This window comes from Aeromonas sp. 30P (genome assembly GCF_051919805.1).
GTDB lineage: Bacteria > Pseudomonadota > Gammaproteobacteria > Enterobacterales > Aeromonadaceae > Aeromonas > Aeromonas veronii.
In genome coordinates this window covers 875,012-889,681 of the sequence record NZ_JBQBEA010000001.1, presented here as the reverse complement: position 1 = coordinate 889,681, position 14,670 = coordinate 875,012, and the positions used below count along the sequence as shown (strand labels likewise).

The following is a 14,670-nucleotide window of genomic DNA, read 5'->3' as shown; positions in this document are numbered from 1 at the left end:
CACCCATGTTGGACAAAGTAGTCATCGCCAACCGCGGTGAAATTGCCCTGCGGATCCTGCGCGCCTGTAAAGAGCTCGGGATCAAGACAGTGGCCGTTCACTCCACCGCCGACCGGGAGCTCAAACATGTGCTGCTGGCCGACGAATCCATCTGTATCGGCAGACCGGCCAGTACTGAATCCTACCTCAACGTCCCGGCCATCATCGCCGCCGCCGAGGTAACCGGTGCCGTGGCCATCCACCCGGGTTACGGCTTCCTCTCCGAGAACGCCGATTTCGCCGAAGTGGTCGAAAAATCCGGCTTCATCTTCATCGGCCCGCGCGCCGAGACCATTCGCCTGATGGGTGACAAGGTCTCCGCCATCGAAGCGATGAAGAAAGCGGGCGTACCTTGCGTACCTGGCTCTGACGGCCCCGTCGACAACGACGCCAAGCACAACGCCGCCATTGCCAAGCGCATCGGCTATCCGGTGATCATCAAGGCCGCCGGTGGCGGTGGTGGTCGCGGTATGCGCGTGGTGCGCAATGAAGCGGAACTGGCGGGCGCCATCGCCCTGACCAAATCCGAAGCAGGCCAGTTCTTCAAGAACGACATGGTCTACATGGAGAAGTACCTGGAAAACCCGCGCCACATCGAAATTCAGGTGTTGGCAGACGGCCAGGGCAACGCCCTCTATCTGGGCGAGCGTGACTGCTCCATGCAGCGTCGCCACCAGAAAGTGGTGGAAGAGGCGCCGGCACCCGGCATCACCGCCGAAATGCGCAAGTTCATCGGCGAGCGCTGTGTGCGCGCCTGTATCGAGATCGGCTACCGTGGTGCGGGTACTTTCGAGTTCCTGTACGAGAACGGCGAGTTCTATTTCATCGAGATGAACACCCGTATTCAGGTTGAGCATCCGGTCACCGAGATGGTCACAGGTATCGATCTGATCAAGGAGCAGCTGCGCATCGCCGCCGGTCAGCCCCTGTCGATCACCCAGCAGGATATCCGCATCCGTGGCCATGCCATCGAGTGCCGGATCAACGCCGAAGATCCGGCCACCTTCATGCCCTCTCCGGGTCTGGTTCAGCGCTTCCACGCGCCGGGTGGTCTGGGCGTGCGTTGGGACTCCCACATCTATGCCGGTTACAAGGTACCGCCCCACTACGATTCGATGATCGGCAAGCTGATCTGCTACGGCGAGAATCGTGACATTGCCATCGCCCGCATGCGCCATGCGCTGGACGAGCTGGTGGTGGAAGGGATCAAGACCAACGTACCGCTGCAAAAAGAGATCATGAAAGACGAAAACTTCCAGCACGGTGGCACCAATATCCACTATCTGCACAAGAAGTTGGGTCTGTAAGGATCGCTGATAGAGACCGGACTTCCGATGGAAGTCTGCTCCGCAAGGAGCCTCTGCTGAAAAAGGGCCATGGCGACATGGCCCTTTTTTGTTATCCTTGCGCCCCTCAAATTTGTCGGAGGCCAAGGTGAACCGTTTCGCTCTCGCCCGCCGGGAAGCAGCTTTCTGCCTGCTGCTGACCCTGTTCTACTTCTTTGCCTGGTATGGCACCGCCTATTTTATCCCGCTCCAGCTGGAGTTGTGGGGGCTGCCGCTGTGGTTCCTGCTCAGCTGCATGGTGATGCCGCTGCTGTTCATTCTGCTCTGCGCCCTGATGGTGAACCGGCTGTTTGTGGAGATCCCCCTCGATACCCACTCCCCTTCCGGCAAGGAGTCATCCCATGAATCTTGAGTTGATGCTGCCGCTCGTCATCTATCTGGTGCTGGTGCTGGGGGTGGGTTTCTGGGCCAGCCGCCATCGCGCAGAAGGCAACTTCGTGCAGGAGTACTTCATCGGCAACCGCAGCATGGGCGGGCTGGTGCTGGCGATGACGCTAGTGGCTACCTACACCTCGGCCTCCTCCTTTATCGGCGGACCGGGCGCGGCCTACAAGATTGGTCTGGGCTGGGTGTTGCTGGCGATGATCCAGCTGCCCACCGTCTGGCTCACTCTGGGGGTGCTTGGCAAGAAGTTCGCCATCATCGCCCGCCGGGTCAATGCGGTGACCATCAACGACATGCTGTGGGCCCGCTACCAGAGCAAGGCGGTGGTGATCCTCGGCTCCATTACTATCATCCTCGCCTTTATCGCGACCATGGTGGTGCAGTTTATCGGCGGTGCCCGCCTGCTGGAGACCGCCACCGGCCTCTCCTACCAGCAGGGGTTGATGCTGTTTGCCAGCTGCGTGCTGCTCTACACCATCATCGGCGGCTTTCGCGCGGTGGTGATGACCGATGCCCTGCAGGGGATCATCATGCTGATCGGCACCGGCGCCTTGCTGGCGGGAATTCTGATTGCCGGTGACGGCCTGCCGAACCTTATCCACCAGCTCAGGGTGATCGATCCCAAACTGGTGAGCCCGCAAGGGGCCGGCGACATGCTGACCCAGCCCTTTATGTTGAGCTTCTGGATCCTGGTCTGTGTCGGGGTGGTGGGGCTGCCCCACTCGGCGCTGCGCTGCTTTGGTTATCGCGACAGCAAGGCGCTTCATCGCGGCATTCTGATCGGCACAGTGGTCAGCGCCCTGCTGATGTTCGGCATGCATCTGGCGGGCGCCCTCGGCCGCGCCATCCTGCCGGGCATGGACAGCCCAGACAAGATCATGCCCTCCCTGATGATGGAAGTGCTGCCCCCCTGGCTGGCCGGGGTCTTTCTGGCGGCGCCGATGGCGGCCATCATGTCCACCATCGACTCCCAGCTGATCCAGGCTTCCGCCACTCTGGTGAAGGATCTCTATCTCAACTATCTGAGTCCAAAGCAGGAGAAGCTGGAAGTGCGCATTCCGCGCCTCTCCCTGCTCTGCACCCTGATCTTGGGCACTCTGGTGCTGCTGGCGGCGTTGCAACCGCCCGAGATGATCATCTGGCTCAACCTGCTCGCCTTTGGCGGTCTGCAGGCGGTGTTCCTCTGGCCACTGGTGCTCGGCCTCTACTGGTCGCGGGCCAACGGCCCAGGCGCGCTGGCTAGCATGGTCAGCGGCATCGTCAGCTATGGGGTACTCAGTCAATGGGGGATCAAGCTGGCTGGCCTGCACGCCATCGTGCCAAGCCTCACGCTGGCGCTGGTGGTCTTTATCACGGTCAGCCTGCTGACGGCACCGCCCTCGCGGGAAGTGCACGAGCTTTTCGGGCAGAAATAATAAAAATATAAATTAGGGGTTCCAAAACTATCCCCAAATAGGTGTTTTCCGGTTAAACTGTGCGCCAAGTCACAGAACGTAGCCGCTGTATGCCCGTTAAAGCCACTCGACAAGTCGTTACTCAAGCCCTGCAGCGGCTCGGTTATGCCCTGCTGCTGCCCGTCTCCATCCTGCCGATGGCGGCTTTGATCTACCGGCTTGGGCAACCCGACGTGCTCGATTTGGCGGTGCTCTCCCTCACCGGTCAGGCGATCTTCAGCCAGATGCCGCTTATCTATGCGGTGGCGATCGCCTTTGGCCTGAGTCGGCAGGAGCTGGGCGGACAGACGCTGGCGGGTGCGGTCAACTTCCTGCTGCTCAGCACCGCCTTCAATACGCTGGCCCCCAACCTGCACGCCGACATGATCTGCGGTCTGCTGGCGGGACTCACCACCGCCATTATCTATCCCTGGGTTCACCAGCAAACGCTACCCCGCTGGCTGCAGATCGCCAGGGGGGAGTTTCCCTGCCTGCTGGTGTCGGCCTTGGCCTGCCTGCTGATCGCCATCCCCCTCTCGCTGCTGTGGCCACCGCTGGAGCGCGGGCTGACACTGCTCACCTCCGAGCTGCTCACCACGCCGTTTGGCGCCTTCTGCTACGGCACACTCAACCGACTGCTGATCCCGCTCGGGCTGCATCAGGTATTGGGCAGCGTCATCGGCCTTGGCGAGAGCAACCTGCAGGCGCTGGCCACCGCCCAACCCCTTCATGAAGGGTATGTGGCCGGTCTCTACCCCATCATCATGTTCGGCCTGCCGGGCGCCTGTTTTGCCATCTGGCTGCACCGCCAGCGGATGCAGCGGCTACCACAGGGCGGGCTGCTGCTAACCCTGGCGCTCACCTCGGCACTGGTGGGTATCACAGAGCCTATCGAATTTCTGTTCGCCTTTACCGCCCCCTGGCTGTTTCTCGCCCACGCCCTGCTGACCGGACTGTCACTGGCGGTCTGTAGCGGGCTGGGGATCAAGGTGGGCAGTTACTTCTCCGCCGGTCTGCTGGATCTGGTGCTGAGCTATCAGGCTGGGGAGCACAGCTTCTGGCTCATTCCGGTCGGTATCCTGTTCTTCGTCGCCTACACCCTGCTGTTCTATCAACTGCTGGAGCGTGCCCCCCTCAGCATGCCGAGCAAGCCCATCGCGGTGGAGCATCCGCGCCTTGCCAGCGTTGCCCCCTCAGACCCGCAGATGCTGGCGATCCAGTACCTCAAGGTGCTGGGCGGGATGGACAATCTGGTGGCGATGAGTGTCTGTATCACCCGCCTCAGCCTGCGGGTGCGCGATATTTCACTGGTGGACGAATCTCGCCTGCTGGGCCTGGGCTGCCTCTCCTGGATCCAGCTCAACGACCACCAGCTGGTGCTGGTGCTGGGCCCCAGCGCCAGCCTGATTGAAGGGCAGATCCGCATGCTGGCGGAGCGCCAGTCGGTCCCCCTCGGCCTCAAACCTAATCAGGAGTCGGCCAGCCAGAGCAGTTGGTAACTCAGGCAAACGGCAAGCGCTCGGCCACGAAATCCATCAGGGTGCGCAGGGCGGGGGCTAGATGCTCCCGGCTCGGATAGATTAGGTAAAACGGGTTGGCCGGAATGGGCTGATCTGGCAACACTTTCTGCAGCCGCCCCGCCGCCAAATCCCCTTCACAGACATGGTGGGGCAACAGTGCAATCCCCCCGTCATGGAGTGCCATCTCCCTCAGCGCCAGCAAGCTGTTGCTGACACAGGCCCCCTGCGGCCGCCAGCCTCCCTCTTGCAATGGCCACACCGGCATGGCCGAGTGCACCAGACAGGCATAGCGGCCCAGCTCGCTCAGTTGTTGCGGCATGCCGTGGGCCGCCAGATAGGCAGGTGCGGCCACCAGATGGCGTGCCACCTGACCGATACGCCGACAGATAAGGCTGGAGTCTTTCAGCGGCGCCGCCCGCAGCGCCAAATCATAACCTTCCCCCACCAGATCGAGCTGATCGTCACTCAGGGTCAGCTCCAGCACCACTTCGGGATAGAGGGCGCGAAACTCGGCGAGGATCCGGCCAAGCAGCAGGGTGCCGGTCGCCTCGGGGGCGGTGATCCGCACCCGCCCCGCCGGGGCCGAGCGCAGCCGTGCCATCGCCAGATTGGCGCTGCGGGCCAATGCCAGCAGCCCCTGACAGTGCTCCACATAGAGCTCCCCCTGCGGGGTCAGGCTCAACCTGCGAGTGGTACGCTGCAACAGCCGCACCCCGAGCTGGGATTCGAGCCGCGAGATCTTCTGGCTCACCGATGACTTGGGCATACCAAGCAGCTCGGCGGCTCGGGTAAAGCTTCCCTGCTCCACCACGGTGGCAAACAGCCCCATCAACTCCAGATCGACATTGTTCATATATTCAAACAGTCTTTACCGATTACCTATCTTAATCTTGATAATCAACCAGACTAGAGTGAGTGGCAATCCCGAACACAGCGATTTGAAAGGAAAAACCATGAAAGCCATTGCCCTGACTCACTATCTGCCAAGCGATCACCCCGACTGCTTTATCGCCGCCAACCTGCCCGATCCGGTTCCGGGCCCGCGGGATCTGCTGGTGCGGGTCACCGCCACCTCCGTCAATCCGGTGGATACCAAGGTGCGCTCCCCCAAGGCCAAAATTGAAAGCTCGCCCCGGGTGCTGGGCTGGGATGCGGTGGGGGAAGTGATCGCCACTGGCAGCGAAGTGACCCTGTTCAAGGCGGGCGACCGGGTCTGGTATGCCGGTGATATCAGCCGTCCGGGCAGCAACAGCGCCCTGCAACTGGTGGATGAGCGCATCGCCGCCATCGCCCCCACCAGCTTGAGCGATGTGGAGGCCGCCGCCCTGCCGCTCACCGCCATCACCGCCTGGGAGACCCTGTTCGAGCGCTTCGCTCTTACCCGCGAAAGCCGTGGCAAACTGCTGATCATCGGCGGCGCCGGTGGCGTGGGCTCCATCGCCATCCAGCTGGCCCGCCAGCTCACCGACATGGAGGTGATTGCGACCGCCTCCCGCCCCGAGAGCCGTGAGTGGTGCTTCGAGATGGGCGCCCATCAGGTCGTAAACCACCACAAGTTGCAGGAGGAGCTGACCGCCCTTGGCATCACTCAGGTCGATGCCATCTTCTGCACCAACGCCACCGCCGAGCACTGGGCTACCATGGCAGGGCTGATCCGCCCATTTGGCCATATCTGCACCATCGCTGAATCGAGCGAGCCGTGGGATCTCTCCCTGCTCAAAAGCAAGAGCGTCACCTTCAGCCAGGAGTTCATGTTCACCCGCTCCCTGTTCCAGACGCCGGACATGATCGAACAGCACCGCCTGCTCGGCCGGGTGGCGGCACTGGTCGATGAAGGGGTATTGCAGACCACCCTGACCAGAACCATCCCGTCACTGAGCCCGGTCACGCTGGCTCAGGCCCATGCCGAGGTGGAAGCAGGCCGCATGGTAGGCAAGCTGGTGATCGACATGAGCGGCTTTGCCAACTAGGCCCTCAAACGCACCATGATGGGATAAGTTCACCAAGGAGATGCCCCAAACGGGCACAACCAGCGGCACTCATGACTGCCTGTGGCAGGCCAACGTCCGACAATCAGCCAAAAAAGAGGCCATTTCGCGAGAAATGGCCTGAATACCTGAACATTGGGGTAACAATCACACACATATCCTTATGCAGGACATATTAGTCTTTGCATCTGGCGTGCCAACAGCAGCATGAATGCGCCAAAACGGCGTCAGCCCGTCCTTGAGCAAGGTGCCAACCTTGCTCTTTTTTATCTGGCAGACTGTTTACCAGGCAAACAAGTGCAGATAAAAAAATGCCACCCGAGGGTGGCAGTGAAAGATGACGGAACTTGAGCAAAGCGTTCAGCGAAAACCGGTCGTCTTCGCCTGCATAGAGCAATACAGGAACCGTGCCAATCCGGCAAAAGCCCCCGTATCCCTCCACGTCATGGGCAAACCACGACAGCACTGCCCCATGATGGTAGAATCTCGCGGTTTCACATTTATGAAGAGTCGACGCCATGCCCTGGATACAAATTCGAATCAACGCCACTGCCAAGACCGCAGACAAGGTGAGCAACATGCTGCTGGGGCGTGGTGCCCAGGCGGTGACCTTTATGGATGCCAAGGATGTGCCCGTCTATGAACCCATGCCGGGCGAAACCCCGCTGTGGGGCGAGACCGAAGTGATGGGGCTGTTTGACGCCGAAACCGATCCGGCCCCCACCATCGCCTTCTTCCAGCAGATCTTCGGCGAAAATGTCGGCTACAAGGTCGAGCAGCTGGAAGACAAGGACTGGGTGCGCGAGTGGATGGATCACTTCCACCCCATGCAGTTTGGCGAGCGCCTCTGGATCTGCCCGAGCTGGCGCGATGTGCCGAACCCCGATGCAGTTAACGTGATGCTGGATCCGGGCCTGGCCTTCGGTACCGGTACCCACCCCACCACGGCACTTTGCCTGCAGTGGCTGGACGGGCTGGATCTGACCGGTAAAACCGTGGTCGATTTTGGTTGCGGCTCCGGCATTCTCGGCATCGCCGCCCTGAAACTGGGTGCCGCCCGCGTCATCGGCATCGACATCGACCCGCAAGCCATTCAGGCCAGTCGCGACAACGCCGCGCGCAACGGCGTCGCCGACCAGATTGAGCTCTATCTGCCGGCCGACCAGCCGCAAGACGTCGAAGCGGACGTGGTAGTCGCCAACATTCTGGCCGGCCCGCTGCGCGAACTGGCACCGCTGATCGCCGGCCACGGCAAGCCGGGCAGCCTGATGGCCCTCTCCGGCGTGCTGGAGAGCCAGGCCCCGGAGCTGGAAACTATCTACGGCCAGTGGTTCGAGATGGACCCGACCGCCGTAAAGGAGGAGTGGTGCCGCCTCTCCGGCCGCAAGCACGGCTAAGCGCGGGCAACATAGACGCCAACATCATGCCATCAGGGCTCCCATTCGGGGGCCCTGATTGTTTTGACTTTGCCCTAATTACGTGTTGAAAGGTTAATTTTGAAGTAGGCCATCACCTTAAGGTCTAGCATCATGGATATCCCAACCTTTCAGCACCTGCTGGATCTCTTTCCCCAGTTACCTGCATGCAGCGGTTGCTCCCATTATCAGGCCAATACCGATCTGCTGGCCCTTTGGGGATGGAGTCGCGGACTACATCGCTACCGTTGTACAGTGTGCCTACACACATGTCCTGCGTTGACCACTACACTGCAACTCTTGGTTATTGCAGCACCACGCGCCCATTGAGGGGCTGCACCGGCCGATTGTTGGGGTGGTGCATCACCGCCTTGAATGCGTCGATCTGGGCCTGACTGACCTCGACCGGCTGCTTCATTACCAGCCAGCGCACTCCTTCCGAGCAGGGAGGCGTTGTAAGGGAACCGCTGAAGCGATAGTAGTCACGATTCTCGGGCAGCAGTTGCTCAGCAGAGAGCGGCACCTTGAGGGCCTGGATCTCCCCCACCTTGGCCGGTAGTTCACCCCAGGCTGCCGCCAGCGCCGGATTGGCCTTGCCAGCCTCGAACAGCACCGCCACCACGGCGATCTCTCCCTTGTCACTGACATGCACCAAATGCCCTTCCAGCGGATAGGATTTGCCCTCGATGAGGTTCTCACTCGCGGCGTGGAAGTGGAACTGCTTGAGTTCAAACCTGGTGCCATCGAGTTGCAAGGTGCTGCCCGGGGCATAACCGACCTGCACGGTATGACCGTTGTTGACCACTGTGTTGCCACCCGCCTGATAGTGGAGTACCAGCGGGGCCAGTTTGGCCTCGACCAATCCGCTCAGGTCAACCGGCGACTGATTGTTGCCCGCACACTGACCAAACTCAGGGGTCAGCTTGGCCCAGTGGGCAGGTCCCGCCTCACCGCTATATTCCCAATGGGGGGTGGCAGCAAACACGACAGGGCACAGCAACAGGGAGTAGGCCAACAGAGACTTTCTCATCATACATCCTTATCTTGATTGAAAAGCACGACCATCCCCTCCCCCGGATTGCGGGGCATGCAGAGATGGCATATCAGATATGCGGGATACAGAGCATCGGAGCGACTTTCTAATGGTAACGAGCACGGGTTGGTCAATCGGTTTGACCGCGGCTCAATACAGAGTCGTTTGGCAAGTATATGGTGAGGGATCGGCAGAGACAGTAAAAGAGGGGGAAATTAATCAGCCGGCTATCCACTCATCGTCTGGCGGATACGGGGCAAGGTTCAGGGAGTCACGCTTTCATAACAACCATCCATCACAACCATCGCGGGAATCCGAGCTCCCGCGATGGTTGCCGATAACGGCAATTAACGGTCGCGATTCAACGCGATCAGACGATCAAGAATCGCTTCACCATCGGCACGCAAACCGTTGTGCTCATACTCATTTGTGATCCAGGCGCGACTGCTGCCAAGACCACGCAGAGTTTCGCGACTGTAGTCAAACTCCACATACATATCCTCGGCATAGACAGCGCAAGCCACCGGCACCTGGTTGCGGGCCAGCTGGGCCGGATCATAGAGCGGCCCCCAGTCCGCCTTGTTGGCCAGCAGATGAGCCGCCTCTTTCAGGGGCTGCAACTCGCGGAACTGCTCGAACATCCAGGGGTAAACCATCTCGCCGGTGAAGGCGAAATCCTTGCCGGGCGCCCAGTTCACCGCAGGAAACTCCCCTCTGACCCGATCTGCCGCCCAGCGAGTCGCCTCCCCTTCGGCGTAGATAGCCTCGTGCAGAATGGCAAACAGCGGGTTGCTATTGAATGGCTGCATGCTCTGCACCTGATAGAGAAAGGCCGGGCTCAGCTTGTCGCCGATAAAGGCCTCTTCCAGCAGGTAATAAAGCTCCTCGAAAGCACCCGTAGCGCCGAGATCCAGCCCTTGCTGCTGGAACTGCTCCACCGTCAGGCGCTGGCCGTTGGGCAGTCGCACATCATGCTGGTGCAGATGGTTGGCCAGCCGGTTGGCAATCCCCTGAGCGTGGGGGAAGCGGGCGAAGAAGGCTCGGTTCTTGTCAGCCACCCTCTGGTAGGTGGCGCGGTAAACCTCCTCGGCACTGCGGCCAATCGGCGCAATGCCGCCGGTGATATAGACCTCCCGCAGACTGTCGGGGAAGAGCGAGAGATAAGTCAGGCAGCAAAAACCGCCAAAACTTTGCCCCAGCAGGCTCCAGCGATGCTTGGGGCTGAGCTCCTGCCGGATGAACTCGGCATCTTGCACTATGCTGTCGGCGCGAAAATGGCCGAGATACTCCGCCTGCTCGGCCGGGGTCATTTTGGCCAGAATCTGCCCATGGATGGGGCTCGACATCCCGGTGCCACGCTGATCCAGCAGCAGCACTTTGAACTCCTGCAACGCCCGTTTGAGCCAACCACTGTTGGCCGTCGGGCGCGGAGCCCCGAATCCCGGCCCCCCTTGCAGAAAAAGCAGCCAGGGCAACTTCTCATCGAGCTTGTCTTTACGGCAGAGGGTACGGGCAAACAGGGTAATGCTGTCGCCATCCGGCTCATCATGATCGAGGGGAACGGTATAAAAGTGCGGCTCGCAATGAATGCCGTCCAGTACATAGCTCAAGGGGCTGTTCATCTGGGATCTCTCCGTCAGGATGGGAACATCATTGACCCCATCATATCCCCGCCCGGCCACAGGGTCACTCCGGTTTTCCAAAATGTTAACAATGGCTTAAAGCTCGAAACATCACCCGACAAGCCGCTCTTCAACAGTGCTGAATTAATTGTTTTGCAGGGGAGATTGACGCCATGGCGCCATTCAACAAAGATGGCTCGCCTGCACAGGAGTGCAGCCATTCAGGCCGACAAAATGGATAAGGGAATGTGATGAAACCGAAGTGGATCAGGGCCAGAAAAAAGAGAAGAAGCCATGCCCTGGCAGCATGTTGCAGACCGGCATGTTGCTGTTCAGTGCCACCTGTGGCGCGACGCTCTTTTTGGCAGCATGCAATAGCAACTAGAAATGAAAAAGCCCGCTCGATTGAGCGGGCTTTTCGAATTTGGCTCCTCCTACTGGACTTGAACCAGTGACATACGGATTAACAGTCCGCCGTTCTACCGACTGAACTAAGGAGGAATTGTGGTGCCCAGAGACGGAATCGAACCGCCGACACGGGGATTTTCAATCCCCTGCTCTACCGACTGAGCTATCTGGGCAACGGCGCGCATTAAACCCTTTCCAGCGCAGAGTGTCAACCATGATGGCACGATAAAAAGCTCGTTCGCTCAACAACCGAACGAAGCGGCCATTTATTATCCATTTCAGTCCTGTTTGCCGTACTTGCTGGCCTCTGCACACCCTGCAGGCTGCGCCAATATGATGGAAATTCGAGGTTCAGTGGGTCCGCCGCATTGAGCCGAATCCACTCTGCGAGTATGCTTTGCCGCAATGATACCGCCTGGAGGCAACATGAGTCTGAATATGCAAGAGTGGCGTGATGAGACCACCGAGATCGTCAACGAACTGCTGGCCGATGGCAGTAATCCCGATGCGGATTACGACATCGAGCACCACTTCGCCTGCCAGGATTTCGACCGTCTGGAAAAAGCAGCGGTTGACCTGTTCAAGGCCGGTTTTGAAGTGACCGATGCCGAAGAGATGGAGCTGGATGACGGCGCCACCATCTTCTGCTTCGATGCCACCATCGAGTGCAAGCTGAATGTCGAAGCGATCGTCGCCGATATCGCCAAGATGCTGCCCATCCTGGAAAAATACGGGGTGGATTACGATGGCTGGGGCACCTACTTCCAGGATTGATCCTGCCTCCATCGTAAAACAACAAGGCCACCTTGCGGTGGCCTTGTTGTTTCTGACGATCTCTCACGCCAGATAGCTGGCAGCAAACTCCGCCGGCGGCAGTGGGCGACTGAACAGATAGCCCTGGAGCCGATCACACCCCGCCTCGGTCAGCCACAGCTGCTGCTCGGGTGTCTCTACCCCTTCGGCCGTAATCCGGATCCCAAGCTCATGGCCCAACCCGATAACCGAACGCACGATAGCGGTGGTCGCGCTATTACTGGCGAGCCCCTGAGTGAAGCTGCGATCCAGCTTGAGGGTCGCCACCTGCAAACGCGGCAGATAGGCCAGCGAACAGTAACCGGTACCAAAGTCGTCGATGGCCAGCTGAAAACCGGCGGCAATCAGGTTGTCGAGGTTGGTCTCAATCTCGTCGGCGTTCTCCATCAACACCCCTTCGGTGATCTCCAGCTCCAGTTGACTGGCCTTGAGACCATGGCGAGCGATGCAGGCAGAGACCCGTTCACAGAGCGCCGGATCACGGAACTGCAGCGGCGAGAGGTTGATGGAGAGCACCATATCCGGCTGCGCAGTTTGCCACTGCGCCAGCTGGGCACACCCCTGCTCCAGCATTAACTGGCCAAGCTGACCGATGATCCCCATCTCTTCCGCCAACGGAATAAACTCGTCGGGGGAGATCATCCCAAGCTCGGGGTGGGGCCAGCGACAGAGCAGCTCGGCGCCATGCAGCCGGTGAGTGCGGGTACAGATGATCGGCTGATAGACGGCAACCAGCTGTGCGGACTTGATAGCGAGCGGCAACTGGGCGGCGATCAGCTGACGCCGCTTGAGCCGGGCATGCAGCTCGGGATCAAACAGGGTGCAGTACTGCTGCTGCCGCTTACCCTGCGCCAGCGCAGCCTCGGCATGGCTGAGCAACCGCTCGGCATCGCTTGCCCGCCCCTGGGCCAGCCCCAGAAACACCGGGATCTGGATGCGATGATCTTCCACCTGATAGTGCTCCATCAACTGCTGCTGCAGATGCTGGCTCCACCCCTGCAATGGCTCGTTGAAGTCCGGCAGCAGCAGGCTGAAGTCATCGGCAGCGACCCGACAGAGCAGAGAACGCGGCGGCACCAGCTGCTGCAACCGCTTGGCCACCTGGCTGAGCAGGCGGTCGGCAATCCGGATCCCGAAGCGATCGTTGATTTCACGAAAATGGTGCAGATCGACCAGCACCAATGTGGCACTGCGTCCCCCAAGATGGCGGCTGGTCTGCAAGAACCGGGAGAGTTTGAGCAGTCCGGTCAGACTGTCGTAGTGCTGCTCCTGCTGCAACTGCGCCTGAGTGGTGCGCAGGCCGGTGATGTCACGCCCCAGCGTCAGGATCCCGAGAGAGTGGCCATCACCATCGGGGACATCGACCCGGGTGATCTCCATGTGTCGACCCTGCCCGCTGGCATCCAGCAGACAACACTCGCCATGACCCATCCCCTGCGGCGCCGCCAGCCGGAACGGCAGCTGCTGACCCAGCACCTCATCGGCCCCATGACCGATAAAGTCGAGAAACGCCTGATTGCACTCCAGCAATACCCCGTTGTGATCATCGAAACGGATCAGGTCAGGAATGGCATCGAGCAGAAAACGCTGCAACAACTGCTGCTTTTTGACCGTCTGTTCCAGGCTCTTGCGCTGGGCAATCTCGTTAACCACCCCGAATACTGCGCACGCTTCCCCCTGCGGGGTGTAAAGAGGCACCTTGTGCACCTCCATCCAGCAGGTATTCCCGCCCCGGTTGCAATGGAGCTGCTGATACAGCATCGGCACGCCTCCGGCAAGCAGCTGCTCATCCTCACTGCGAAAGAGATCGCCCCAGGGCATATCTGCATCTGTCTTGCCGACTACCTCGGCAGGCGACTCCAGCTTGGCTTCACGGGCGAACTCACGATTGGCGAACAGGTAACGCCCATGACTATCTCGACAGAAGATACTCATTGGCAATTGGTCGATGATCTGCTGCAGCAGATCCGGGGTGAGCATGTTAGTCACAGGGGTGCTTATGGAGGAATTTCGAGCAAATCTATGATAGCAAACCAATTTTGTAAAGCACCCCGATCACCTCCCCATAACATCGAACGCTGGATGGTTGCTGACAGAGATTGTCGCTCCGGCGATAATAGGCGCCGGTTGGCCAATGGCCTGGTGATATGGACGAGAGAAACGAGATGAAAAAGATTATGGGGAGCGCATTGGCGCTGCTGCTGGTTGGTTGTGCTGGTGACAATAACGGCGGTGAGGAGTATCGCTACAACCCGCCAATTGCCAAGGCAACCAACAATACTCAGGAAATGGCGATCCCGGTGGATCTGGTGTGGGCTCGCGCCGAGAAGTGGTTCACCGATCACGGCCTCACCATCGAAAACAGCCAGCGTGGCTCCGGCCTGATGACCGCCAACGTCAACCAGTCAGCCGACGGGCTGGAGTGGCTGGACTGCGGCACCATGGGTTCCAAAGTTGCACTGGGCAACCCGAACCTGCAGATCAACCTGATCATCACCCAGAGCGGCAACAGCAGCGTGGCCACCGTCAATGTCAAGGGCAACACAGAACTGTTCTTCGTTGAATCCTCAGGCGAGCGCGTACCGGCCCCGTCCATCAAGCCGGTTGCGTCTCCCGCGGCACCCTGGAGCAGAGCCTGTTCGCCACCCTCGGCAACTGATTTCGCTTCC

The 14,670-nt window shown here is 59.9% G+C and carries 11 protein-coding genes, 2 tRNA genes and 2 pseudogenes; 9 read left to right on the top strand and 6 right to left on the bottom strand.

The features are described from left to right. The first annotated feature begins 5 nt into the window (after positions 1–5). The 4 genes from accC to ACTG2B_RS04265 all read left to right on the top strand — a co-directional run bounded on the left by accC (position 6) and on the right by ACTG2B_RS04265 (position 4,701). Positions 6–1,346, top strand: coding sequence for an acetyl-CoA carboxylase biotin carboxylase subunit (gene accC, locus ACTG2B_RS04280; protein WP_005338910.1), 1,341 nt, complete (start codon positions 6–8; stop codon positions 1,344–1,346). A 127-nt stretch (positions 1,347–1,473) separates the two neighbouring features. After that, entirely contained in the window at positions 1,474–1,737 is a 264-nt protein-coding gene (locus ACTG2B_RS04275) for a YhdT family protein (protein ID WP_005349483.1), read from the top strand. Continuing rightward, positions 1,727–3,184: a sodium/pantothenate symporter gene (gene panF / locus ACTG2B_RS04270; RefSeq protein WP_439995257.1), complete on the top strand. Its 1,458-nt coding sequence runs from the start codon at positions 1,727–1,729 to the stop codon at positions 3,182–3,184. Before ACTG2B_RS04275 ends, panF begins: the two co-directional genes overlap by 11 nt. Before the next feature lie 89 nt (positions 3,185–3,273). Further along, positions 3,274–4,701: a PTS transporter subunit EIIC gene (locus ACTG2B_RS04265; protein ID WP_257700127.1), complete on the top strand. Its 1,428-nt coding sequence runs from the start codon at positions 3,274–3,276 to the stop codon at positions 4,699–4,701. Between the two features lies 1 nt (position 4,702). Here the strand turns inward: ACTG2B_RS04265 and ACTG2B_RS04260 are convergent, their stop codons facing one another. Further along, positions 4,703–5,575 (bottom strand): LysR family transcriptional regulator, encoded by an 873-nt coding sequence (locus ACTG2B_RS04260; protein ID WP_162504381.1) that lies wholly within the window; start codon positions 5,573–5,575, stop codon positions 4,703–4,705. 100 nt (positions 5,576–5,675) lie between these two features. Here ACTG2B_RS04260 and ACTG2B_RS04255 point away from each other — a divergent pair, with 100 nt between their 5' ends. From ACTG2B_RS04255 to ACTG2B_RS04245, 3 genes and pseudogenes are all read left to right on the top strand, one after another. Beyond that, the gene (locus ACTG2B_RS04255) at positions 5,676–6,692 is read left to right on the top strand and encodes a zinc-binding alcohol dehydrogenase family protein (protein ID WP_439995256.1); all 1,017 of its coding nucleotides are present in this window, start codon (positions 5,676–5,678) and stop codon (positions 6,690–6,692) included. A 536-nt stretch (positions 6,693–7,228) separates the two neighbouring features. Further along, entirely contained in the window at positions 7,229–8,107 is an 879-nt protein-coding gene (prmA, locus tag ACTG2B_RS04250; protein WP_005358410.1) for a 50S ribosomal protein L11 methyltransferase, read from the top strand. Between the two features lie 132 nt (positions 8,108–8,239). Next, positions 8,240–8,416 (top strand): annotated as a pseudogene (locus ACTG2B_RS04245) (IS1595 family transposase); the annotation flags it as partial. Between the two features lie 13 nt (positions 8,417–8,429). Here ACTG2B_RS04245 and ACTG2B_RS04240 read toward each other — a convergent pair. The 4 genes from ACTG2B_RS04240 to ACTG2B_RS04225 all read right to left on the bottom strand — a co-directional run bounded on the left by ACTG2B_RS04240 (position 8,430) and on the right by ACTG2B_RS04225 (position 11,361). Beyond that, entirely contained in the window at positions 8,430–9,155 is a 726-nt protein-coding gene (locus ACTG2B_RS04240; protein WP_439995255.1) for a carbonic anhydrase, read from the bottom strand. A 350-nt stretch (positions 9,156–9,505) separates the two neighbouring features. Continuing rightward, entirely contained in the window at positions 9,506–10,780 is a 1,275-nt protein-coding gene (locus tag ACTG2B_RS04235) for an alpha/beta fold hydrolase (RefSeq protein ID WP_439995254.1), read from the bottom strand. Positions 10,781–11,205: 425 nt separating this feature from the next. Next, a tRNA-Asn gene (locus tag ACTG2B_RS04230) sits at positions 11,206–11,281 on the bottom strand. A gap of 4 nt (positions 11,282–11,285) precedes the next feature. After that, a tRNA-Phe gene (locus ACTG2B_RS04225) sits at positions 11,286–11,361 on the bottom strand. Positions 11,362–11,626: 265 nt separating this feature from the next. Here ACTG2B_RS04225 and rraB point away from each other — a divergent pair. After that, positions 11,627–11,962: a ribonuclease E inhibitor RraB gene (rraB, locus tag ACTG2B_RS04220; RefSeq protein WP_026034893.1), complete on the top strand. Its 336-nt coding sequence runs from the start codon at positions 11,627–11,629 to the stop codon at positions 11,960–11,962. A 63-nt stretch (positions 11,963–12,025) separates the two neighbouring features. On the opposite strand, the gene ACTG2B_RS04215 is transcribed toward rraB, so the two are convergent. Beyond that, positions 12,026–13,981: a sensor domain-containing protein gene (locus ACTG2B_RS04215; RefSeq protein WP_236320830.1), complete on the bottom strand. Its 1,956-nt coding sequence runs from the start codon at positions 13,979–13,981 to the stop codon at positions 12,026–12,028. Positions 13,982–14,166: 185 nt separating this feature from the next. Between ACTG2B_RS04215 and ACTG2B_RS04210 the strand changes: the two are divergent. Then, positions 14,167–14,660, top strand: a pseudogene (locus ACTG2B_RS04210) (hypothetical protein). Positions 14,661–14,670 lie beyond the last annotated feature (10 nt).